16 protein-coding genes are annotated in these 23,504 nt (G+C 73.1%); 7 read left to right on the top strand and 9 right to left on the bottom strand.

Features of this window, described 5'->3' with window-relative positions:
* Positions 1-48 precede the first annotated feature (48 nt).
* Positions 49-1,290, bottom strand: coding sequence for an MFS transporter (locus SYYSPA8_RS15165; RefSeq protein ID WP_323447677.1), 1,242 nt, complete (start codon positions 1,288-1,290; stop codon positions 49-51).
* Between the two features lie 187 nt (positions 1,291-1,477).
* Between SYYSPA8_RS15165 and SYYSPA8_RS15160 the strand changes: the two genes are divergently transcribed.
* Positions 1,478-3,070, top strand: coding sequence for an MFS transporter (locus SYYSPA8_RS15160; protein ID WP_323447676.1), 1,593 nt, complete (start codon positions 1,478-1,480; stop codon positions 3,068-3,070).
* Between the two features lie 90 nt (positions 3,071-3,160).
* On the opposite strand, the gene SYYSPA8_RS15155 is transcribed toward SYYSPA8_RS15160, so the two are convergent.
* Entirely contained in the window at positions 3,161-3,961 is an 801-nt protein-coding gene (locus tag SYYSPA8_RS15155; protein ID WP_323447675.1) for a thioesterase II family protein, read from the bottom strand.
* A 731-nt stretch (positions 3,962-4,692) separates the two neighbouring features.
* Positions 4,693-5,529 carry an AfsR/SARP family transcriptional regulator gene (locus SYYSPA8_RS15150; protein WP_323447674.1) on the bottom strand — a complete coding sequence of 279 codons (837 nt, stop codon included), beginning with the start codon at positions 5,527-5,529 and terminating at the stop codon, positions 4,693-4,695.
* Between the two features lie 273 nt (positions 5,530-5,802).
* On the opposite strand from SYYSPA8_RS15150, the gene SYYSPA8_RS15145 reads away from it, so the two are divergent.
* From SYYSPA8_RS15145 to SYYSPA8_RS15130, 4 genes are all read left to right on the top strand, one after another.
* Entirely contained in the window at positions 5,803-6,165 is a 363-nt protein-coding gene (locus SYYSPA8_RS15145; RefSeq protein ID WP_323447673.1) for a TIGR04351 family putative TOMM peptide, read from the top strand.
* The gene (locus SYYSPA8_RS15140; RefSeq protein WP_323447672.1) at positions 6,162-8,528 is read left to right on the top strand and encodes a TOMM precursor leader peptide-binding protein; all 2,367 of its coding nucleotides are present in this window, start codon (positions 6,162-6,164) and stop codon (positions 8,526-8,528) included. The genes SYYSPA8_RS15145 and SYYSPA8_RS15140 overlap by 4 nt, the downstream gene beginning before the upstream one ends.
* Before the next feature lie 127 nt (positions 8,529-8,655).
* Positions 8,656-10,359, top strand: coding sequence for a SagB/ThcOx family dehydrogenase (locus SYYSPA8_RS15135; protein ID WP_323447671.1), 1,704 nt, complete (start codon positions 8,656-8,658; stop codon positions 10,357-10,359).
* Between the two features lie 29 nt (positions 10,360-10,388).
* Positions 10,389-11,633 carry a sensor histidine kinase gene (locus SYYSPA8_RS15130; protein ID WP_323447670.1) on the top strand — a complete coding sequence of 415 codons (1,245 nt, stop codon included), beginning with the start codon at positions 10,389-10,391 and terminating at the stop codon, positions 11,631-11,633.
* A gap of 52 nt (positions 11,634-11,685) precedes the next feature.
* Here SYYSPA8_RS15130 and SYYSPA8_RS15125 read toward each other — a convergent pair whose 3' ends face one another.
* The 6 genes from SYYSPA8_RS15125 to SYYSPA8_RS15100 form a co-directional block, all read right to left on the bottom strand.
* A complete protein-coding gene (locus SYYSPA8_RS15125) occupies positions 11,686-12,294 on the bottom strand; it encodes a response regulator transcription factor (protein ID WP_323447669.1) in 609 nt (202 codons plus the stop codon).
* Between the two features lie 135 nt (positions 12,295-12,429).
* Positions 12,430-13,515, bottom strand: a complete 1,086-nt coding sequence (locus SYYSPA8_RS15120) for a ScbA/BarX family gamma-butyrolactone biosynthesis protein (RefSeq protein ID WP_323447668.1) — start codon at positions 13,513-13,515, stop codon at positions 12,430-12,432.
* Between the two features lie 189 nt (positions 13,516-13,704).
* Positions 13,705-15,351, bottom strand: a complete 1,647-nt coding sequence (locus tag SYYSPA8_RS15115; protein ID WP_323447667.1) for an FAD-dependent monooxygenase — start codon at positions 15,349-15,351, stop codon at positions 13,705-13,707.
* Positions 15,348-16,028 (bottom strand): HAD family hydrolase, encoded by a 681-nt coding sequence (locus SYYSPA8_RS15110; protein ID WP_323447666.1) that lies wholly within the window; start codon positions 16,026-16,028, stop codon positions 15,348-15,350. Before SYYSPA8_RS15110 ends, SYYSPA8_RS15115 begins: the two co-directional genes overlap by 4 nt.
* 403 nt (positions 16,029-16,431) lie before the next feature.
* Positions 16,432-18,774: an MMPL family transporter gene (locus SYYSPA8_RS15105; protein ID WP_323447665.1), complete on the bottom strand. Its 2,343-nt coding sequence runs from the start codon at positions 18,772-18,774 to the stop codon at positions 16,432-16,434.
* Positions 18,775-18,896: 122 nt separating this feature from the next.
* Entirely contained in the window at positions 18,897-19,949 is a 1,053-nt protein-coding gene (locus tag SYYSPA8_RS15100; protein WP_323447664.1) for a gluconolaconase, read from the bottom strand.
* A 546-nt stretch (positions 19,950-20,495) separates the two neighbouring features.
* On the opposite strand from SYYSPA8_RS15100, the gene SYYSPA8_RS15095 reads away from it, so the two are divergent.
* Both SYYSPA8_RS15095 and SYYSPA8_RS15090 read left to right on the top strand, forming a co-directional pair.
* Positions 20,496-22,412 carry a 2-oxoacid:acceptor oxidoreductase subunit alpha gene (locus tag SYYSPA8_RS15095; RefSeq protein WP_407706007.1) on the top strand — a complete coding sequence of 639 codons (1,917 nt, stop codon included), beginning with the start codon at positions 20,496-20,498 and terminating at the stop codon, positions 22,410-22,412.
* Positions 22,402-23,475 carry a 2-oxoacid:ferredoxin oxidoreductase subunit beta gene (locus tag SYYSPA8_RS15090; RefSeq protein ID WP_323447663.1) on the top strand — a complete coding sequence of 358 codons (1,074 nt, stop codon included), beginning with the start codon at positions 22,402-22,404 and terminating at the stop codon, positions 23,473-23,475. The genes SYYSPA8_RS15095 and SYYSPA8_RS15090 overlap by 11 nt, the downstream gene beginning before the upstream one ends.
* Positions 23,476-23,504 lie beyond the last annotated feature (29 nt).

Below are 23,504 nucleotides of genomic sequence, written 5' to 3'. Positions count from 1 at the left end.
TCCGGGGCCGTGGTGGCGCCGCTGTCGGGCCGGGGTCCGGCCGGCGCCTCAGCCGGTGGCGGCAGGGGCCGCCGGGCGTACGTCGTCGTCGGCGCCCGCCCCGGCCGCTCTTCCGTCGGGGCCCGTGCCGACCCGGCGGGCGGCCACCAGCACTGTCAGCACCAGCACCAGCGGCACGGCCATCGCCACCCGGTAGGAGATCCCCGCGCCGACCGCCCCGATCAGCGGCGGACCGAGCAGGAACCCCACGTAGTTGAAGAGGTTCACCCGGGCGATCGCCGTGTCCTGCGCCCCCGGCAGCGTCCGCGCGCCCAGCGAGAAGAGCTGCGGGATCATCACGGAGAGACCCGCCCCGAGGACCCCGAAGCCCAGCACGCCCACCCAGGGGCCCGGCGCGAGGGCGACCACGGCGAACCCGGCCGCCGCCAGCAGCGCGCCCGTACGGATCACCGCCGCGGCGCCCCAGCGGCGTACCCACAGGTCCCCGAAGCCGCGCCCGGCCAGCGTCGCCACCATGTAGAGCGCGTACGGGACGGTCGCCATCGCCTCCGAGCTGTGCAGCGTGTCCTCAAGGAACTTGGCGCTCCAGTTGGTCGCCGTGGAGTCGGCGATCACCGCGATGCTCATGATCAGGCAGAGCGGCAGCAGCGGCTTCCAGGGCACGCCCCCGCCCTTCGCGCCCCGGCCCTTCGCCTGCCGTGCGGGCGGCGGACCGGACGGCTGCCCCGCGACCCGGCCGAGCCGGGGACCGACACCGACGGCCACCGGCAGCAGCACCGCCACCGACACCGCGTAGAGCACCCCCAGGGAGATGTCCCAGTGCGCCCCGGCCCACGCGAGCCCGGCCCCGATGATGCCGCCGAGGCTGGCGGAGCCGTGGAAACGCAGCATGACGCTGTGGCCGAAACGGTTCTCGATGGCCACCCCCGACATGTTCAGCGTCGCCTCCATCGCCCCCGTCAACAGCCCGAACACCGCCATCGCGAGTGCCAGATGCCACAGGGCGTCCCCCGCGCCCGCGCCGATCAGCGTCAGACACAGCACCGGCTGAACCGTCCGTACGACGGTGGCGGCGGGCACCCGGCGCACCACCCGCACGGCCGTGAGACTGCCGACCCCGGCGAGCAGCGGAACAGCGGCGAGAAACAGCGGCAGCACGGCGTCACTGACGCCGTAACGATCCTGGATCGCCGGAATCCGGGTCACCAGCAGCGCGAAGACCGCCCCGTGGACGAGAAAGACCAGCAGCAGCGCCGAGCGCGCCTGGCGCAGCCGTGCCGGGACCTCCATGGCACACCCCCTTCGGTCAGCCGCCTCGGCCGAGCACGGCCCCGGCACCGTAAGGAGCGGCCCTGAAGCATGACTAGAGCCCGTCGGCCGGAGCATGCGGGGCCCGCCGCCGCGCAAGGCTTCCTTCAGTGCCCTGCGGAAGGCTGGAGCGGCCCAGCCTGTCCCGGAACGACGGAGGACCGAGACCATGCATCCACCCGGTACGGACGGACCGGCGGCCGGGGATCCGCGCCGCTGGTGGATCCTCGGCGTGCTCTCCATCGCCCTGTTCTCGATCGTGCTCAACAACGGTCTGCTCAATGTGGCGATCCCCCAGATGATGCGGAGCCTCGACGCCGACATCGGCGACCTCCAGTTCATCGTGGACAGCTACGCCCTCGTGCTCGCGGGGGCCCTGCTCACCGCCGGAACCCTCTCCGACCGGTACGGGCACAAACGCGCCACCCTGCTGGGCGCCGCCGTCTTCGGCGCCGGCTCCCTCGTGGGCGTGGTCGCCGACAGCACCGGACAACTGGTCGCGGCCCGCGCCCTGATGGGCCTGGGCGCCGCCTTCATCATGCCCGGCACCCTCGCCGTGCTCGTGCACGTCTTCCCGCCCGGGGAGCGGGCGCGGGCCATCGGGCTGTGGAGCGGGGCGTCCGCGCTGGGCGTCGCCGCCGGGCCCGTCGTCGGCGGCACCCTCGTCGGCCACTTCTGGTGGGGCTCGATCTTCGTCGTGAACCTGGTGCCGGTGGCGGTCGTGCTGATCGCCGGAGCCCTGCTGCTGCCCGAGTCCGCCGCCGCCGAACCCCGCAGACCCGACCCCGTCGGCGCGCTCCTCGGCACCGTCGCCATGGTCGCCCTGGTCTTCGCCATCATCCATGTCTCCCAGGACGGCTGGACCGACGCCGGGCCGCTGACCGGCTTCGCCGTCGCCGCCGTCGCCGGGGTCGCCTTCGTCCTGTGGGAACGCGCCCACCCCAGCCCGATGATCGACTTCGATCTGCTGCGCCGCGCCCCCTTCATCGGGGCGAGCGTCAGCATCCTGCTGCTGATGTTCGGGCTCGCGGGCACCCTGTTCGTTCTCACCCAGCGGCTCCAGTTCGTCCTCGGGTACGGGGCGCTGAAGGCCGGGCTCGCCGTGATGCCGGTGGCGTTCGCGGTGCTCGTCGGCACCCTGATCTGCCCCGCGCTGGTGCGCCGGCTCGGCCCCGGCGGCAGTGTGGCCGCCGGTCTGGGCGTCGGGGCCGCCGGGATCCTCGTCGTCGCGCACGCCGGCGGCGGCTACCCGGGCGTGCTGGGCGGGCTGCTGCTCGCGGGCGCCGGGATGGGGCTGGCCATCGGGCCCACGACCGATGTGGTGATGTCCCTGGTGCCGCCCGAGCGCTCCGGGGCCACCGGCTCCCTCGACATGACGATGCAGGAACTGGGCAACGCGCTGGGCGTCGCCGTGGTGGGCAGCGTGCTCGCGCACAGCTACACCGGTGAGGCGGCCGGGTCCCGCCTGCCCGAGGCCGCCGGCACCACACTGGACACGGCGCTGCGGTACGCCGAGAGCACCGGCGGCACCGCGGGCGCGGCGGTCGCGGACGCCGCCCGCGACGCCTTCGACAGCGCCGCCGCCGCCGGACTGACGGTGGGCGCCGCGGGGGCCGCCCTCGGGGTCCTCGTGGCCGGCCTGCTGATGCCGGGGCGGTCCTGGAAACCCGTACCGCACGAAGGAACGGACCCCGGGCCCGGCGACACCGTCCGCGACACGGACGCGGGGGAGCGCGCACCCGCCGGCAGCTCCGTGGGGTGAACCGGCACGACAGCACAGGGCCGCCCCTTCCCCGCGACGGGAAGGGGCGGCGGTCCGCGCACTGCCGTGGACAGCACCGGCTCGGGCAGGTCAGTCCGCGGGTGCCCCCACGAGGTCCAGGTCCAGCGGCTGGAAGCCCGAGACGTCCTCGTACCTCCGCAGCACGCCCGTCAGATGCTCCAGGAAGACGGCCTCCTGCTCCCGGATGAAGAAGTGGCCGCCCGGCAGCACCCGGTTCTCGCTCTCCCGGGTCGTGTACGCCGACCACTCACGGATCTCCCGCACCGTGACCAGCCGGTCGTCGACGCCCGCGAACGTGTGCACCGGCACCGGCACCGGGGCACGCTCCACGTTCCCGGAACTGGCACACAGCAGCAGATCCCCGCGGACCACCGGCAACAGCGCCGCCAGCCACTCCGGGCGGTCGAGGAGCGCCCGGGGCAGCCCGCCCAGCTCGGCCAGGCCCCGGATCAGCTCGCCGTCGTCCGACACCCGTCCATTGGTGATCGCCGGGGGCGGCAGATGGGGCGCCCGGTGGGCACTCAGCAGCAGCGCGAGCGGCAGCTGACGGCCCCGGGCGTGACGGCGCTGCGCCAGGGCGAACGCGATCAGGGCGCCCATGCTGTGCCCGTACAGCACATGCGGGCCCTCCAGCGCGGGCCCCAGCTGCTCGTCCAGATCGTCCACGAGCGCCCGAAGATCGGTGAAGCGGGGATCCGCCATCCGCCCCTCCCGGCCCGGGAGCTGCACCGGCTGCACGTCCACCGCCGCGCCGAGCCGGCGCTGCCATCCCGCGTACGCGGAGGCGCCCCCACCCGCGTAGGGGAAGCAGAACATACGGAGGCGGCCCCCGTCGGCGGCTGACCCGCCGCGCCTCAGATAACGCGTCATATTGCCCGGTTCTCCTCTCGGTGCTCGATGTCCACCGGGCGGCCGCGGGCCGAAGGTGAGCGGGGCCCGCGGGCGCCGCCCGGTGGTGTGCCGGCCGGACCGGGGCACAGGCCCGGCACGGGAGGGGCGGGGGAGCGGCGGAACCGCCCACCGGCCCGGCCCGTACGCCTGTGCGGTGAGGACATCGGCTGACACGTATACAGCGTCGGCACCGGTGCTTAAGTGCGGCCAAACGATGGGCAATGGGACCATGTGCCACGCAAGCGACAGCGCAACCCCGTACGGCGGCACCGGGACGCGGCGGACGCGGCGGATACGGCGGCACCGGGGAGACGGTGGGTACGCCGGCGCACGGCAGCGCACAGCAGGCCGCGGCCCGCGGGTGGATCCCCGGGGCCGCGGCCTGCCGTCCGCCGTCGCCTGCGCGGCGGGTGTCCCACGGCGGGGGAGCCGCCGCGAGCCCCGCCCGGTTCCGTTAGGCCGTCTCTTACGGATCTTGCTGGGGCTCGCGTGCCCTGGCACCGCACCTCGCCGCGTTGTCGTCAATCGCCGCTGGCCCCCTGGGCCTGGCGGCCCGGGTGGGGGTGCCACCGGCGGAGCCAGGGGGAGTACCCCCACCGCAGGGACTCATTCCTCCGCCTTGCGATGCGTCCCCTCGGCCCTGGCGGGCCTGGGGAGACCCCATGCACCAGACCCCGCTCCCTCACCCAGCCTGATCCGTAAGAAACGACCTACGCCGGGGCCGTCACCAGCCAGTCCGCCGACCGGGCCGGCCCGCCGGGACCCATCGGGTGCGGCGGCTCCAGTCCCGGATCCGCCTCCAGGATCCCCTGGTGCAGCCGCTGGAGCCGGGGCGAGGGCTCCAGCGCCAGTTCGCGGACGAGCGAACGGCGCAGCCGGTGGTAGGCGCTGAGCGCGTGCGACGGTCTGCCGCAGCGGTAGAGCGCCAGCATCAGCTGCGCGTGCACCGTCTCGTGCAGCGGGTGCTGCGCGGCCAGCGCCGTCAGCTCGCCCAGCAGCGCCGCGTGCCGCCCGAGCCGCAGATCGGCCTCGATCCGGCCGTCCAGCGCGCACAGCCGCGTCTCCTCCAGCCGCAGGGTCTCCACCTCCAGCGCCCGCCCGATCTGCACATCCGCCAGCGCGGGGCCGCGCCACAGCCCGAGCGCCCGGTGGAGCAGCTGGGACGCGTCCAGGTCCCGCCCCTCCCGCAGCGCCGACTGCCCGGCCACGCACAGCCGCTGGAACTCGGTCGCGTCCACCGCCGACGTCACATCGAGCGCGTAACCCCCGTACCGCGTGCACAGCACGTCCTTGGGGCCGCGGATGCCCGCCGGGTCCAGCGCGTCCCCCAGCATGCGCCGCAACTGCCGGATGTACGTCTGGAGCGTCGCCGGCGCGGTACGCGGCGGGGCGTCCCCCCACAACTCGTCCAGCAGCGTCGACACCGTCACCACCCGCCCGGGATGCAGGGCCAGCAGGGCGAGCACCTGACGCGGCTTGGCCGCGCTCGGCACCACCGACACATGGTCGAGTTGCGCGACGAGCGGCCCGAGGACCCGGATCTCCATCTGGTTCTCCTTCCAACCACACCGCCCGAGTTACGTCCCCGGGGGCTCCACGATGGCATCGGGGACCCGGCCGGCCCCAGTGATCGGGTCACCGGCCCCGGGTGAATCCGCGACGGTCCGGACCATGAGGAACTCATGGTCCGCCCCTATGAAGAACTCATACGGGAGCCGTGAACGGAACACTGTCCCGGCCCCCCCGCCCGATCGCAGAATTTTCTCCCGATCCCATGGCACCGCGGCTCCGATCCACATCCGTCGAACGCGGAGGACATCATGAACGAGACCGTCTTTCTCACCCAGCAGGCCGTCAGTGATCAGGAGAGCGCCGAGTGCTCCGGGGGCGGGGACGGGCGGGACGCAGCACTCGCCCAGGAGTGGCTGGTGGAGCTGATGGCCCGGACCTGGCTCGAACCCACCCTCGCCGACCGCTACCGGGCCGACGCCCGCTCCGTGCTCGACGAGTTCGGCTTCACCCTCGCCGTCGGCGAACAGGCCCCCCCGCTCCCCGAGTCACCCGTGTCCGAACTCTCCATCGAGGAACTCAACCGGCCGGTGAACGCCCATCAGTCGGGCTGCTTCTGCCTCCAGATGGACTCCGTGTCGACCTCGGCCGCGAGCCGGACGATCCTGCGGTGACCTCCGTCCACGGGGAGCCCCCCGCCAGAGCCGCGGAGTCCACGCGAGGCCGCCGCGTGGGCTTCCGCAGCCACATCAGGGCCGAGGTCGTCGCCGGGGACGCCGCATATCTTCTGTCGGACCGGGGGGTCACCGCACTCCAGGGCGACCAGATCGAGACGCTCGTACCGCTTCTCGACGGCACCCGCGACCTCCCGTCGGTACTGCGCGAAGCGGCCCGGACCATCCCCGCCGAACAGGCCGGACGGCTCATCGGGCGGCTCGCCCAGGCCGGCCTCGTCGGCTACTCAGCGGCCGCCCCCGACCTGGGCGCCGACCCGGTGCGCGGCCCCGCCCGCGCCTACTGGGAACTGGCCGGCCTGGACGGGGCGGACGCCCTCCAGAGGCTGGCCGCCGCCCGGGTCCAGGTGCTCGCCGTCGGCGGCGCCGACGCGGCCCCGGTGCTCGACGCCTGCGCCGCCGGCGGACTGGCCGCCGTCGCCGCCGACGCCCGCGACTACGGCGCCACCGTCGCCACCGGCCAGCTCTCCGTCGTCGTCTGCGACGACTACCTCGACCCCGGGCTGCGCGAGATCGACGCCGTGCACCAGGTCACCGGACGCCCCTGGCTGCCCGCCCGCACCGGCGGCTCGACCGCCTGGGTCGGCCCCGTGTTCACCCCCGGCGTGGGCGCCTGCTGGTCCTGCCTCGCCCACCGGCTGCGCGGCCACCGCCTCGCCGAGGCACCCGTCCGCCGCGCCCTCGGGCTGAGTGGCCCCGTGCCCCGCCCCGCCGCCCGCGTCTCCCCTTCCAGCGCCGGCGCCGCCCAGCTCACCGCCCTCGAAGCGGCCAAGTGGCTCGCCGGATACCGCTACCCGGGTCAGTCCGCCGTCCTGACCCTGGAGACGCTGTCCCTCACGACCCGCCACCACGAACTGCGCCGCCGCCCCCAGTGCCCCGACTGCGGGGACCCCGCGCTCGTCGCCGAGCAGGTACGGCGCCCCGTGACCCTGGTCTCCCGGACCCCGCACGCCTCCGGCGGCCACCGCGCCCGCTCCGCCCAGCAGGTCCAGGACGCCTACGGACACCTCGTCAGCCCGGTCACCGGCGTCGTCGACACCATCCGCCGCGACCCGCGCGCCCCCGCCGGACTCCACTGCTACGTCTCCGGCCGCAACCCCGCCGTCGGCGCCACCGACCTCGCCCAGCTGCGGATGGGACTGCGCCAGATCAGCGGCGGCAAGGGCGCCACCCCGCTGGACGCCGAGGTGAGCGCCCTGTGCGAGGCGCTGGAACGCTACAGCGGCACCCTCCAGGGCGACGAACCGCGCGTCCGCGACACCCTGCGCGGCCTCGGCGCGAGCGCGCTCTCCCCGGACCGCTGCCAGCTCTTCGCCCCCCAGCAGTTCCGCGAACGCGACCGCTGGAACGCCCTGCACTCCCCGTACCAGCACGTCCCCGAGCCCTTCGACGAGCGCGCGCCGGTCGACTGGACCCCCGTGTGGTCCCTGACCGAGCGGCGCCAGCGGCTGCTGCCCACCGGGATGCTGTACTTCACCGGCCCGCCCGACGGCACCGTCCCCCGGCTCGCCGGCCGCCGCTCGCTGCGCGCCGACTCCAACGGGAACGCCGCCGGGGCCAGCCTGGAGGACGCGATCCTGCACGGCTTCCTGGAGCTGGTGGAACGGGACGCGGTCGCCCTGTGGTGGTACAACCGCACCCGCCAGCCCGGGGTGCGCCTCGACGGCCGCGGCGGCTTCGGCGACGCGTGGGCCACGGAGCTGACCGGCGTCTACCGGGAGCTGAACCGCGAGGTGTGGGCCCTCGACCTCACCTCCGACCTCGGCATCCCCGTCTTCGCGGCGCTGTCCCGGCGTACCGACAAACCCGCCGAGGACATCATGTTCGGCTTCGGCGCGCACCTCGACCCGGTGATCGCGCTGCGCCGGGCGCTGACCGAGATGAACCAGTTCCTGCCCGCCGTCGTCGACGCCCGCGCCGACGGCTCCGGTTACGGCTCGGTCGCCCCCGAACCGCTCGGCTGGTGGTGGGGCGCGACCGTGCGCAACCAGCCCTATCTGCTGCCCGACCCGGCCGCCGCCCCGCGCGGCCCGGGGGACTTCGCCCACCGCCCCGGCACCGACCTGCGGGAGGACGTCGACGCGGCCGTGGACCTGCTGCGGGCCCACGGCATGGAACTGCTGGTGCTGGACCAGACCAGGCCCGACATCGGTGTCCCCGTGGTGAAGGTCGTCGTCCCGGGACTGCGCCACTTCTGGGCCCGGTTCGCGCCGGGCCGGCTCTACGACGTGCCGGTGCGGATGGGCCGGCTGGCCGCTCCCACACCGTACGACGATCTCAACCCCGTACCCCTGTTCGTCTGACCCGCCCGACCCGCCTTACCGGCCCGACCTGTCCCGATCCGCCCCACCGGCCCGACCCGTCCGATCCCTTCCGACGCCTGATGAGCCGCCCCCACCGGCCCGCCCCCGTGCCCCGCCAGGAGTTCCCATGCCAGTTGAGAGGTCGTCCCAGGCCCCCCCGACCGTTCGCCGCGGCAGACGGCGCAGTCTCTCCCTCTGGGCGCTCCGCGAGGACGTCCTGGTCGAGACGGGCTGCCCGAGCGGTTCCGTCGTGCTCTCCGGCCGCTGGGGCGAGATCCGGCTGCGCCATGCGCGGCCCACGGTCCGGGAAGCGCTGCGGCGGATGAGCCTCGGCCCCATCTCGCTGGCCAACGTGGTGGCGGACACGGTGGCGTCGTCCGCGCCCGCGGACGGGGCCGCGCACGGCGCCGGGGAGGGCGCCGGAACCCCGATCGAGGGCTCGCTCGCCGAGATCCTCATGGTCCTCCAGCGGCTCCAGCACCTCGTGGTGCGCTCCCTGAGCCTGGACAGCCCCGACCACTTGCTGATGTCGGTGGTCCCCATCTCGCAGTCGGCGCGGTTCGCCCCCGCCGCCGTCGGCGCGACGCACCCCATCCGCCTCTCCCACTTCGCCTTCCTGCGCAGCGAGGGCAAGGGCTTTGTCCTGGAGGCGCCCACCTCCCTGCACCGGGTGGTGCTGCACTGCCCCGAGGCGGCGTGGGTCGTCGGCATGCTCGGCCGGCCGGTCACCAGCGCGGAGGTGGCGGAGGCGGTGCCCCTGCCCGTCGAGGCGACCATGGAGATCATCGCCCATCTGCTGGCGACCGGGATGGCCGTCCCGGCGGAACCGGTCCCCGACGGCGCCACCGTCGCGGAACTGGAGGGTCCGGGGGCGTCCCCGGCCCCGCACCGGTGCGGGCCGCCCGATGCGTCGGGCCCCGACTTCGCCGAGGACCGGGACCCGGCGCTCGCCTCCTGGTCCGCGCTCGACCTGCTCTTCCACACCCGTTCCACCCTGGGCCGGCACGACGCCGACTTCGGCGCCACCTACCCCCTCGCCGACCGGATGGCACCCGCCCCGGCGGTCAAACCGCTGCCGGAGGGGCCCCGGATCTTCCTCGACCGGCCCAAGCTGGCCGAGGTCCCCGCCGCCGACCCGCCGCTGACCACCGTGCTGGAGGAGCGCCGCTCCATGCGGACCTTCGGCTCCAGCCGGCTCACCGCGGCCACGCTGGGGGAGTTCCTCTACCGGGCGCTGCGGGTGCGCTCCCTGCACGAGAACCCCGGGAACGGCCAGGAGGGCCCGTTCACCGACCGCCCCTATCCGAGCGGAGGCCGCGCCTATGAGCTGGAGTTCTATCTGGCGGTACGGGACTGCGCCGGAATCCCGCCGGGCATCCACTACTACGCCCCGCTGGAGCACTGCCTGGTGCGGGTCGGGGACGCGGAGCCCGATTCGGCCATGGCGGAGATGTTCGACGAGGCACGGATCGCGGCCGGTCTCACCGACCCGCCGTCCGTGGTCATGACGATCACGTCCCGGATCCACCGGCTCACCTGGAAGTACAGCGGTCTGGCCTACGCGCTGACGCTCAAGCACGTCGGGGCGGTGACCCAGAACCTCTACCTCATCGGCACCGCGATGGGCCTGGCCTCCTGCGCGCTCGGCAGCGGCGACATCGAACTCTCCGCGCGGGCCACCGGCATCGACTGGCGGGTCGAGCCGTGCGTCGGCGGATTCGTCCTGGGAACCTTCCCCGACAAACCAGAACATACCGCCGCTTCGGCGCGGGAAATTCACAGGTCTAATCCACAAAGCGGCGGTGAAGTCCGCAGCCTCTACATAAACTGACCTCCCTGATGCCGTTCGCGGGGGAATGCATGGAAGCCACGGCGAGCTCGGGCAGAGCCAAGGCCGGCAGCAGCACAGCGGACGACGTCGAGACGGGGACGGGCGGCATCCCCGCGCTCTCGACAGCGGTACGCACCCTCGGCGTCGACGCGCCACCTCCCCAAGTCGCTCTGAGCATCCTGGTGCTGGTGATGAGCGGATTCATGCTGGTCGGGTTCCTCAACATCCTGGAGGCCTCGTCGTCGCCCACGATCCTGATCGTCACCGGTGCGGGCTTCGTCGCCATCTTCGGCCTCCAGCTCGTCCACTCCGCCCACCGGCTGCGCCGGTTACGGGCCCGCTGGGGCCGCTGGACCCTCGCGCTCCAGGCGCTGCTGACCTATCTGCCGCTCTTCACCCTCGGGCTCGCCTGGGGCGGCATGGGCGGCTTCCTGGGCGCATCCGTCCTGCTGGTGCTCCCCGCCCGCGCCGCCTGGCCGCTCTTCGGCGCCGTCGGCGCGATCGCCTGCGTCACCGGACCCCTGCTCGACCAGGGAGTCATCAGCTCCGTCTACATCGGGGTCTCCACCATCCTCACCGGCCTGATCGTGTACGGGCTCAGCCGGCTCGCCAACCTGGTGGTCGAGGTGCAGGGGGCCCAGCAGGCGCTGGCCCGGCTCGCCGTCGGCCAGGAGCGGCTGCGCTTCGCCCGCGACCTGCACGACCTCCTCGGCTACAGCCTCTCCGCGATCACCCTCAAGAGCGAGCTGGCCCGCCGGCTGGTGCACTGCGAGGCCGACCGCGCCCTGGTGGAGCTGGAGAACATCCTGGAGATCTCCCGCCAGGCGCTCGCCGACGTCCGCACGGTCGCCCGCGGCTACCGCGACATGTCCCTGGCCACGGAGGCCGTCTCGGCGCGCGCCGTCCTGGAGGCCGGGGGCATCCACGCCACCGTGGAGATCCGGGGCCAGCTGCCCGAGGGGGAGACCAGCACCATCATGGCGACCGTCCTGAGGGAGGCCGTCACCAATCTGCTCCGGCACAGCAAGGCGGAGCACTGCCGGATCGAGAGCTGGACCACCCCGGCCGGGCGGCTGGTGCTCACCATCGCCAACGACGGGGTGGAGAAGGCGGGTCCCGGCGCCGCCGGCGTCCCCTCCGGCCGGGACGGCAGCGGACTGCACAACCTTCAGTTCCGCCTCGCGGCGATCGGCGGACGGCTCTCCTCCGGCATCGACGACAAGGGCTGGTTCGTCCTCACGGCCGAGGCGCCGATCGCGGTGGAGCACGACTGAGCCCGGCCCGGGGCGGCGGACGGGGGCGGGGCCGGCGGTGGCCGGCCCCGGATCACATCAGCCAGCCGCTCTCCCGCGCCACCCGGATCGCGTCCACCCGGTTGCGCGCGTTGAGCTTGGTGACGATGGTCGTCAGATAGTTCCGCACCGTCCCCACCGAGAGGAACAGCCGGACGGCGATCTCCGCGGCCTCCGCCCCGTCCGCGGCCATCCGCAACACCTCCACCTCGCGGGGTGTCAGCGGATTGTCCCCGTTGTCGAAGGCCGCCAGGGCGAGCTGCGGGTCGATCACCCGCTTCCCGGCGGCCACTTCCCGTACGGCGTCGGCCAGCCGGGCCGGCGGGGCCTCCTTGAGCAGGAAGCCGCCGACCCGCGCCGCGAGCGCCTTGCGCAGGGTGCCCGGCCGCCCCAGGCTGGTCAGGATCAGGGTCCGGCACCACGGCGTCTGCTGCGCGAGCAGCGCCGCGGCGCTCAGCCCGTCCAGACCCGGCAGATCGACGTCGATGATGGCGATGTCGGGGCGGTGCTCCAGTACCTGGCTGACGATGACGTCTCCCCGCTCGACCTCGGCGACGACCTCCAGGTCGCTCTCCAGAGCCAGTAGTGCGACGAGCGCCCCGCGGACCATGTGCATGTCTTCGGCGAGCAGGATGCGTATCAAAGCGGTCCCCCGTCGGGCTCGGTCGATTGGCCGACACCTTTTGGGCGCAAATGGTACTGGATGGAACGTTTGTATGGGGTTTCCGGGAAGTTACTCCTGACCCCAAAACGCCGATCACTCACGTGAGTCGAGAACTCACTTCCATTGTGCCACCTCCAGGCGGAGCGCCGTGGTCGTCCGGCCCTCCTGAAGGGCCTCGACTGCCACCGGCACCGTGAATCTGCCCAGCTGCTCGTCCCACTGGAAGCCGTCGACCGTCGCCCGCAACCGGGTGATCTGGTCCAGCTCGGTGTAGTCCGTGAAGCTGGTCGTGATGGAGCCGACCGCGAGGGAGTACGGGTCGAGCCCGTGCAGCCGGGCCACCGAGGCTATCGCCAACTGCCGCGCCGCTTCCACCTGGAGGTGCCCCGGAACATGGTCCAGGGGGTGGTCGAACATGTGCGGGTGACTGGTGTCGACCACCAGCTGGGCGAAGAACTCCCGGTGGTCGCCCTCCGAGACCGGATCCGTGATGAAGACGTTCCGCGCGTCCCGCCGGCCCACCTCCGCCGGAGCGGCGGCCGAGAACCGGGGCAGCAGCCACCCCGGGTGGTCGGGCACCAGCCGCTTGCTGCGCAGCACCCGGTAGGCCGCCTTCGAGACGATCAGCAGCCCGCCCTGGCCGATCAGCGCCGGCTCCCCGTCGACATGGATGTCCCCGGTGAAGCTGAAGCCCTGGACCCGGCCCGCCCGGTTGCGCTTGGGCCGCGCGTCCAGCGCCATGACGACGTTCGCCGGCTTGGTGCCGATGCGCAGCGGATCAAAACCGATCGTCCGCAGCGAGAGGTCGCTCAGGATGAACGCCGAGGCCAGCGGCACATCGAGATGGCGGTGCGCGGCCAGCACCCCGGCCTGCCGCACCACTTCGAGCAGCAGGGTGAAGTCGTACAGCGGCCCCTCGCCGATGAGGTGGCCCCGGGGCAGCTGCGCCGCCACGGCGAAGGCGTCCTCGCCGGTCTGCCGGGAGTCGGTGACGAACACCTCGGCGACCGACGACCGGTGGACCAGCTCCCGGGGCACGGTCGACTCGAAGCTCATCCCCGCCGGGGCGAGCGGCGGGGGAGCGACCGGCGGGACGACGGGAAGCCCGGCGCCGGACTGCGGCGGGGCGTCACGACCCGCGGTCTCGACGGTGGTCCGGGACGCCGGAGCGGACGCAGGAACGGACGTGGGTACGGACATGGTGAGGGTGTTCCCTTCGATGGGGTGTACGCCGCCGCGACCCGTCGGCCGGGACGGCCGGGCACGGCGGTACGGGACGGTCGGGCACGAGGATCCGGGGATCAGGAATCAGGGATCAGGGGTACCGGGGGACACGGACACGGCACGGGTACGGGAGGCACGGCCGCCGTCGGGGACTGCCGGGGGCTGTCAGGGGCTGTTGGCCGGCGCGCGCTCCCGCAGCGCCGGCCCCCGGGGCAGCCGCTCCAGCAGCGGACCGAGGCCCGGGAGACCGCAGCGGGCCCCCACCACCCCGTCGGGCCGGACATAGGCGAGCCAGCCGGACCCCCCGCCCCGCAACGCCCCCCGCTCCCGCTCACGGGTGATGTCGCAGCCGGCGGCGATGGCCCGCCCGGGGTCGGGACCCGGCCCCGACGGCTGGATCCACACCACCTTCACCGCGTCGTCGGCCCCCCGCCCCCGCAGCAGCTCACCGGCGCGCGCCGCCTGCTCCCCGGCGGCCTGCCCGCCGTACGCGAGCAGCGTGTGCCGCCCGTCGGCGAGATGGGCGTGGAGGGACAGGGCCGTCGGACCGTGCACCGGGACCAGGGCCGCGTCCGGTGCCCTGCGGCCCGTACGCACCACGCCCGGAGCGCCGGCGGCCCCGTCCAGATCGGCCACCGCCGGGCTCGCGGAGTGGTCCAGGTCGAGCTGGGCGAGCAGCGGCACCACCCGGCTCTCCAGCAGCCCCGCGCGCGACAGCGCCCGCAGGGCGGTGTCCCGTGCGGCCCGCGCCAGCGGATTGCGCAACAGCCACATCCGGATCTGCTGGTCGCCGTTGCGGACCGCGCGGACCGACGGCGGGCGGCGCTCCGCCTCGAAGCTGTCCAGCAGCGCCGCATCCAGGCCCCGCACCACGGCCGCCAGCTTCCAGCCGATGTCGTAGCCGTCCTGCACACCGGTGTTGAGCCCCTGGCCGCCCGCGGTGGTGTGCGCGTGGACCGCGTCGCCGGCCAGCAGCACCGGGCCCGCGCGGAACCGGGGCGCGACCTTGGCATGGACCTGGAACCGGCTGGTCCACCAGGCGTCGTGGAACCGCAGCCCGCCGGGCCCGCGCTCGTCCAGGAGCCGCTGCAACAGCTCCACCGACGGCCGCCCGGTCTCCCCGTCGCTCTCCAGGTCGAAGAAGACCCGGTGCCCGCCGGGCTGGGGCACGATCACCAGCACCCCGTCCGGGGCGATGTGGTGCTGCACCTCCGCCTCCGCGGGCGCCCCCGTCAGCAGACCGTCGCCGATGAGGAACGTCCGGTCGAAGGTGTGGCCGTCGAAGGGGATGCCGACGCTCTCGCGGATCGTGCTGCGCGAGCCGTCGGCGGCGATCAGCCAGGGGACCGTCAGCCGCTCCGTACCGGCGGCGGAACGCAGCTCCACGTCGACCGAGTCACCGGCGCCCGGCCCCCGCACCGAGACCTCCGCGGCCTCGGTGCCCCACTCCACCGAGCCGCCCAGCTCCGTCAGCCGCGCGTACAGGGCCCGTTCGGTGACGGGCTGGGGCACGCACAGCGGCCCGGGGAAGGCGGTGTCCCGCAGCCCGCCGAACCGTACGCCGCCGATCCGTCTGCCCCGGGACCAGTACGAGGCTCCGGACAGCGGCAGGGCCTCGGCGGCGAGGGCGTCGGTGACGCCCAGCCGGCGCAGGCACTCCAGCGCGCCGCTCCACAGCACCAGGCCCTTGGGGGCGGTCCCGGGGCCCTCGCGCCGGTCCACGACCCGGCAGGGCACGCCCAGCGACCACAGCGCGCAGGCGGCGGTGAGCCCGGTGGGCCCGGCGCCGACCACCAGCACGGGACCGGTCACCGGACACCTCCCAGGGCCGCCGGGACGGGGGCGGGCGCCGCCGGTCCGGCGAGGACCGCGTCGATCGCGTCGATCGCGGACGCGGTGTCGGTGAAGAGCACCGAGCGGATCCCGAGCGCGGTCGCGGCGGCGCAGTTCTCCTCCGTGTCGTCCACGAACAGGACGCTCCGCGGTTCGGCCGCCAGCCGCTCCAGCAGGATCCGGTAGATCTCCGGGTCGGGCTTGCGCACGCCTTCGCGGTGCGAGTCCACGACGACGTCGAAGAGTTCGTCCACCGGGAGCTGGGCCCGCCACAGGGGCTCCCACTCGCGGACGTTGTTGGTGAGGAGCGCCAGCCGCAGTCCCCGGGCGCGCAGCGCGCGCAGATGCCCGACGAAGGGGGCGTTGGCGTGGCGGCCGCGGAACCACAGCTCGCCGAAGCTCCGCCCGCCGTCCAGGATCCGGCCGGAGCCCTCCGGCAGCAGCTCCAGGATCCGGTCCGCCATCTGGCGCTCGGTGATCTCACCGGTCTCCAGCGCGGCCATGGGGGTGGTCCCGTACCGCTCGGTCGCGGCGGCGAACGCCCCGGCCAGGTCACCGGGGTCGATGCCGGCCAGCCGGGCGAAGGCCGTGAAGGTCTCCGCGAGCGGGTTGGTCAGCACCCCTCCGTAGTCGACGACGACCGTGTCGACGGTCATGGTGCCTCCTTGTCGTACCGGGGTCGTAGCGGGTTGTCGCGGTTCGTACCGGTTCAGGTGAACGCCCGCGCCACGGCCGGCCGGCCGCCGCGGTCGAGGTCTGGTCGGGCCTGGTCGGGCCTGGTCGGTCCGTGCTCTCCGGCGTCCGCTGTGGTGCGGTGCAACGGACGGTAGAGCGGCGCCCTTGCGGATCGGCAAAACCGCCGGCCCGTCCAGGGGCGCTCGGGCCGGGTACCAGCGGCCGGGTGGGGATGACCCCTTCCGCGTACGAGGACGGGTACGGGTACGGGGACGACTCGCCGCGCCGGTCCGGTCCGGGCCGCGCGGCGGTGGCCCGGCCCGGAAACGACGAACGGGCGCGCGGGCCGAGGTTCCCGCGCACCCGTCGCCCGCCACGGCCGGATCAGCCGGGCGCGTTCGTCCCCGCCGCCACCCGGGGCTCCGCCGGATCCACCTGCTCCGCCCCCGGCGGCCCGGCCGGGGCGTCAGGAGCGGCAGGGGCCGACACGGGCCCGCCCTCGCTGATCCCGAAACGGTCGTGCAGCCGGCGCAACGGCTTCGGCGCCCACCAGGTCGCCTTCCCGGTCAGCCGGAGCACGGCCGGCACCAGCAGCGTCCGGATCACCATCGCGTCCATGAGGATGGCGAGCGCCACCCCCAGACCCAGCATCTTGGTGTTGGTGATCCGCGAACTGCCGATCGCCACCATCACCACCGCGAGCACCACGGCCGCCGCCGTGATCACCCCGCCGGTGCCCCGGATGCCCTCGACCACGGCGGACGCGTGGTCGGGCTGCCGGTCCCGCTCCTCCTTGATCCGGGAGAGCAGGAACACCCCGTAGTCCATGGAGAGTCCGAAGGCCAGGCAGAACATCAGCACCGGCAGCGCCGTCTCGATGCTGCCCGTCGGCGTGAAGCCCAGCACCCCGGAGAGGTTCCCGTCCTGGAAGACCCAGACCACCGCGCCCAGCATCGCGGTCAGGCTGAGCGCGTTCAGCAGCACCGCCTGGACCGGCACCAGCACACTGCCGGTGAGGAGGAAGACGAGGACCAGCGTCGCCAGCACGATGATCCCCACCGCCCAGGGCAGCCCGCGCCCGATCGCCGACTGGGTGTCGATCAGCGCGGCCGTCGTCCCGGAGACATCGGCCCGGAACGGCGCGTCCACGGCCCGGACCTCCCGTACCAGATCCTTGGCCCCGGCCGAGATCGGCTCCAGCGCCGGCACGGCCGTCAGATGGGTGACCCGGTCGGAGGTACGGGCCGGCTGGGCCGGTCCCGACCGCTCGCCGTCGGTGTACCGGCCGCCGGGCCCGTCCACCCGGAGCACCCCCGGCAGTGTGGAGATCCGCTGGGCGTACGTGTCCAGCGCGGCCGCGTCCGCGTCCTGGGCGACGATGTCGACGGTGCCGGTGGGGCTGCCCTCGAAGTCGTCCCGGACACTCTCCTGCACCACCCGCGACTCGGCCGACGTCGGCAGCTGCCGGTAGTCGGCGGTACCGAAGTCCACGTTGAGGAAGGGCGCGCCGAGCAGCAGCAGCACGGCGAGGGTGCCGGTCGCGACCAGCGGCGCCCGCCGCATCACCCCCCGCGCCAGCCGGGCCCAGCCCTCGCCCTCGCGCCGCTCCTTCGGCGGGGCCGAACGGCGCCGTACCAGCCTGCGGATGTCCCAGGCGTCGATCCGGGGGCCGAGGACCGCGAGCAGCGCCGGCAGCACCAGCAGCGCCGCGACGGCCGCCAGGACCACCACACTGATCCCCGCGTACGCCAGCGACCGCAGGAAGTACAGCGGGAACACCATCATGGCGGCGAGCGACACCGCCACCGTCGCGGCGGAGAACAGGACCGTCCGCCCGGCCGTGTTGAGCGTGACGGCGAGGGCGTCCGGGCCCGCCCGGCCGCCCTTCAGCTCCTCCCGGTAGCGGCGCACGATCAACAGGGCGTAATCGATGGCGAGTCCGAGCCCCAGCGCGGTCGTCAGATTGCTCGCGAAGATCGAGACATCGGTGAACTCGGTGATGATCCGCAGCACCGCGTTGGTGCCCAGGATCGCGATCACCCCGATGCCGATCGGCAGCAGCGCGGCGACGGCACTGCCGAAGACCACCATCAGGATGATGAGAGTGATCGGCAGCGCGATCAGCTCGGCCCGGATCAGATCGTCCGCGATGAACGTCTGCTGCTCCTGCTGGACGGCGACACTGCCGCCGATCCGCACCTCCAGCGGCCCCCGGGCGCCGTCGAAGGCGGGCACGATCCGGTCCTTGAGGGTGCGCTCGGCCGCCAGCTCGTCCCCGTCGATCCGGGCGACGATCAGCGCCTGCGTACCGTCCTTCGACCGCAGCGCGGGCGTCCGCGCGTCCCAGTACGACGTCACACCGCTGATCAGCGGGATGTCGGCCAGCTGCGCGGCCAGTTCGGCACCGGCCCGCGCGCTCTGCGCGTCGTCGACCGAACCCCCGGTCCGTGCCAGCAGCACCAGATTGGGGCGGGCACCCGGGAACTCGCGCTCCAGGACCTCCGCCGCGAACGACGACTCCGACGCCGGGTCGACCACACCGCCGCTGCCGCCGCTGCGCAGCCGGTCGGCCACACCACCGCCGAGGACGACGGCCCCGACCAGCAGCACCAGGGTGAACGCCAGCAACAGCCGGGGCCGGCCACCGGTCAGCCGGGCGAGCGCGGTGAAGACACCGCGCGGCGGGGAACCGGTACGCGGAGGTCCTGCGGAAGGCGGTTGGGGCATGGCGGTACTCCCGGGAGAATCGGGGTGGCGTACGCGCCGGGAGAAGTGCTCACGGTCCGCAGCCACCGTGGAACGGTGCGGATGAGATGCGTACGACCCGGTGGGCGGTGGCCCCCGGACCGTCAGCGACGGCGTAGATGGAAACGGCCGGGAGTGGGCGACGGGACCCCGGTGAGGATCTCCCGGAGCCCACCGCTGATGACGTAGTCGCCATACGGGGTCACGGCGGCCGTGGTCGGATCCTGGATCGGCCAGGAATGATCGGAAGCGGTACGGGCGGACCGCCAGCCGTCCGTGGAACGCAGCACGAGCACCGCGTCCCGGCCGGCCGTCGACAGACCGTTCGAGACGACGAGCACCGAGCCGTCGGGCCGCAGCGCGAGACCGTCGATGGAATCCGGCGCACGATCCAGCCGGACCTCACTGACCTGGGGCCGGGCGGAGCGGGGACGGTCGACCCGGAACAGCCGGCCACCGGAGTAACGCCCCACCAGCAGAAAACCGCCGGGGTGATGGACGATGCCGTTGGGCCCGGTCTCCGCCGTGACGAAACGCTCGTCACGGATCACCCCCAGCACCTCGCCGTCCCGGCCCACCCGGGTGACCGTGTCGACCTCGGTGTCCGTGACATAGATGTCGCCGTGGCCGTCGACCGTCACATCATTGACCCGGGGCTCGATCGGAGCACCCGTGGACACCGGAACGGTCCGCAGGACCGCACCCGACCGCAGATCGAACACCCCGACACCGTTCACCGGCGGCTTCGTGACATCCACCAGACCGAGCCTGCGGTGGAAGAAGTCGCTGTACGCGGCGACCACCTGGCCACGCCGGGCATCCGCATGCAGACCGAGGACCGAGACCTGCGCGAAAGGCGTCACCAGCGGAGTGATCGAACCATCCGCGCGGACCACCGAAATCGTGCCCTGCACACTGGAGGACACCAGGAAAGCCCGGCGTCCCCGGTCCCAGGCCACACCCTCCGGATACAGATTCGGGGCAAGGACCGAGAGCGTACGAGGCAGCCGGCAACGATCGGTGGAACGGCTCGAACCGCTCACCGCCCCCGTCCGTGCGAGCGCGGGGGAAGGAACGGCGGCGAGGGCACCGCCTGCCGCGCCGGCGGCCGCGAGACGCAGCAGGGTCCGGCGGGTGGCCTGATCTGACGAGTACAAGACGCCTTCTCTCCTTTTTCAGGCTCGGTTCGCCTCCGGGGCGCCCAAGCGAGTGTCGACGGTCGATCGTGCTCGACCGCTCGTTCCTCACGGCCTCCGCGCGTTCTCCCTTTCGACACCCGCGCGCCCCTTTGGCTCACTCGCGGCAGGGGCACCGTCCAGAGGGCGAGGTCCCGGTTCGGTGCGGGGATGTCTGCGGGTCGACCGGCGGCAGGGGCACCGCCAACAGACTGGAGGCGGTCGGGTGGTGCGGCATGCGGGTCGGCGGCCGCACGGGAGGCAGGGCAAGGCAGGGGGCCGAGGCCCTGGTTCGGTGCGGGGTGCGGGGTGAACCGTCCGATCGACCCCGGCAAGCGTCTCCAGCGGCTCTGAAGAACGGCTGGATCACCACTGGAAGGAGTGGGCGGGCCGGCCCTGCGCCGGCCGGGTCCCCGGCCCTCCGCCGGGGCGCGCGCTTTGGCTGTCCTCAAGGCCGCGTGCCTAGCGTCCAGCACGTCAGTGCGCGGGCCGCGCCGCCCGACCGGGTACCCAGAGGGGACGAAGAGCGTGACGGTAGACACGGTAGACGTCGATGTGGCCGAGCCGGTGTCGGCCCCAGCGGGCACCAAGGAGGTTCGCCGGTTGGATCGGGTGATCATCCGGTTCGCGGGGGACTCGGGTGATGGTATGCAGCTCACGGGTGACCGGTTCACTTCGGAGACGGCGTCGTTCGGGAACGATCTGTCGACGCTGCCGAACTTCCCGGCGGAGATCCGGGCGCCTGCCGGGACCCTGCCGGGGGTGTCGTCGTTCCAGCTGCATTTCGCCGATCATGACATCCTCACCCCCGGTGACGCCCCCGATGTGCTGGTCGCGATGAACCCGGCCGCCCTGAAGGCCAACCTCGCCGACGTGCCCCGCGGCGGGGAGATCATCGTGAACACCGACGAGTTCGCGAAACGGGCGATGGCGAAGGTCGGCTGGACGGCCTCCCCGCTGGAGGACGGGACCCTGGAGGGCTACCGCGTCCACCCCGTCCCGTTGACCACGCTGACCATCGAAGCCCTGAAGGACTTCGGCCTCTCCCGCAAGGAGGCCGAACGCTCCAAGAACATGTTCGCGCTCGGACTGCTGTCGTGGATGTACCACCGGCCCACCGAGGGCACCGAGAGCTTTCTGCGCCGCAAGTTCGCCAAACGGCCGCAGATCGCCGAGGCGAACATCACCGCGTTCCGCGCGGGCTGGAACTTCGGCGAGACGACCGAGGACTTCGCCGTCTCCTACGAAGTCGCCCCCGCCGCGGCCGCGTTCCCCACCGGCACCTACCGCAACATGTCCGGGAACCTGGCCCTCTCCCTCGGCCTGGTCGCCGCCTCGGTGCGGGCGGACCTGCCGCTGTATCTGGGCTCGTATCCGATCACGCCGGCCTCCGACATCCTGCACGAGCTGTCCAAGCACAAGAACTTCGGTGTGCGGACCTTCCAGGCCGAGGACGAGATCGCCGGCATCGGCGCCGCCCTCGGCGCCGCGTTCGGCGGCGCGCTCGCGGTGACGACGACGTCAGGGCCCGGCGTGGCGCTCAAGTCGGAGACGATCGGGCTGGCGGTGTCCCTGGAGCTGCCGCTGATCATCGTGGACATCCAGCGCGGCGGCCCGTCGACGGGTCTGCCGACGAAGACGGAGCAGGCCGACCTCCTCCAGGCGATGTACGGGCGCAACGGCGAGGCCCCGGTGCCGGTGATCGCCCCCCAGACCCCCGGCGACTGCTTCGACGCCGCCCTGGAAGCCGCCCGCATCGCCCTCACCTACCGCACCCCCGTCTTCCTCCTCTCCGACGGCTACCTCGCCAACGGCTCCGAGCCGTGGCGGATCCCCGAAACGCAGGAGCTGCCCGACCTGCGGACCGAGTTCGCCACCGGACCCAACCACACCCTCGCGGACGGTGTGGAGGTGTTCTGGCCCTACAAACGCGACCCCCACACCCTCGCCCGCCCCTGGGCCGTCCCCGGCACACCCGGCCTCGAACACCGCATCGGCGGAATCGAGAAACAGGACGGCACCGGCAACATCTCCTACGACCCCGCCAACCACGAACACATGGTCCGCACCCGCCAGGCCAAGATCGACCAGCTCACCGTCCCCGACCTCACCGTCGACGACCCCGACGGCACCGCGAAGGTCCTCGTCCTGGGCTGGGGCTCCACCTACGGCCCCATCACCGCCGCCGTCCGCCGCCTGCGCCGCGACGGTACATCGATCGCCCAGGCCCACCTGCGCCACCTCAACCCCTTCCCCCCCAACCTCGCCACCGTCCTCGCACAGTACGAGCGCGTCGTCATCCCCGAAATGAACCTCGGCCAGCTCGCCACCCTCATCCGCGCCAGATACCTCACCCCCGCCCACTCCCACACCCAGGTCAACGGCATGCCCTTCAAAGCAGCCCAGCTCGCCGCCGCCCTCAAGGAGCACACCGATGACTGCTGAACCCCTCACCCTCATCCCCAAAGCCGCAGCCCAGCAGACCATGAAGGACTTCAAGTCCGACCAGGAAGTCCGCTGGTGCCCCGGCTGCGGCGACTACGCCATCCTCGCCGCCGTACAAGGCTTCATGCCCGAACTCGGCCTCGCACGCGAGAACATCGTCTTCGTCTCCGGCATCGGCTGCTCCTCCCGCTTCCCCTACTACATGAACACCTACGGGATGCACTCCATCCACGGCCGCGCCCCCGCCATCGCCACCGGCCTCTCCACCTCACGCCGAGACCTGTCCGTCTGGGTCGTCACCGGCGACGGCGACGCCCTCTCCATCGGCGGCAACCACCTCATCCACGCCCTCCGGCGCAACGTCAACCTCAAAATCCTCCTCTTCAACAACCGCATCTACGGCCTCACCAAAGGCCAGTACAGCCCCACTTCCGAGACGGGGAAGATCACCAAATCCACCCCCATGGGCTCCCTCGACGCCCCCTTCAACCCCGTCTCCCTCGCCATCGGAGCCGAAGCCACCTTCGTCGCCCGCACCATCGACTCCGACCGCAAACACCTCACCGACGTCCTGCGCGCAGCCGCCGCCCACCCCGGCACCGCCCTCGTCGAGATCTACCAGAACTGCAACATCTTCAACGACGGCGCCTTCGAAGCCCTCAAGGACAAAGAACAGGCCCAACACGCCGTCATCCGGCTCGAACACGGCCAACCCGTCACCTTCGGCCCCGACCACACCCAGGGCGTCATCCGCGACCCCCACACCGGCGACCTCACCGCCACCACCCTCACCCCCGACAACCGACACCACCTCATCACCCACAACGCCCACCACCCCTCCCCCACCCCCGCCTTCGCCCTCTCCCGCCTCGCCGACCCCGACACCCTCCACCACACCCCCATCGGCATCTTCCGCGACATCCAACGCCCCGTATACGACACCCAAATGGCCGAGCAACTGGACACGGCCGGCGAGCGCTTCGGGCCGGGGGACCTGGACTCGATCCTCGCCGGGGGCGACACCTGGACCGTCGGCTCCGCCGCCCGTACCCCACTGTCCTGATTCCGCACCGCCCCATCCAGGAGAGCGCC

Origin of the sequence: Streptomyces yaizuensis (assembly GCF_034961445.1) — a bacterium.
Classification (GTDB): Bacteria; Actinomycetota; Actinomycetes; order Streptomycetales; family Streptomycetaceae; genus Streptomyces; species Streptomyces yaizuensis.
The sequence above is the reverse complement of the archived record's forward strand: the minus strand, read 5'-3'. Positions and strand labels throughout refer to the sequence as shown.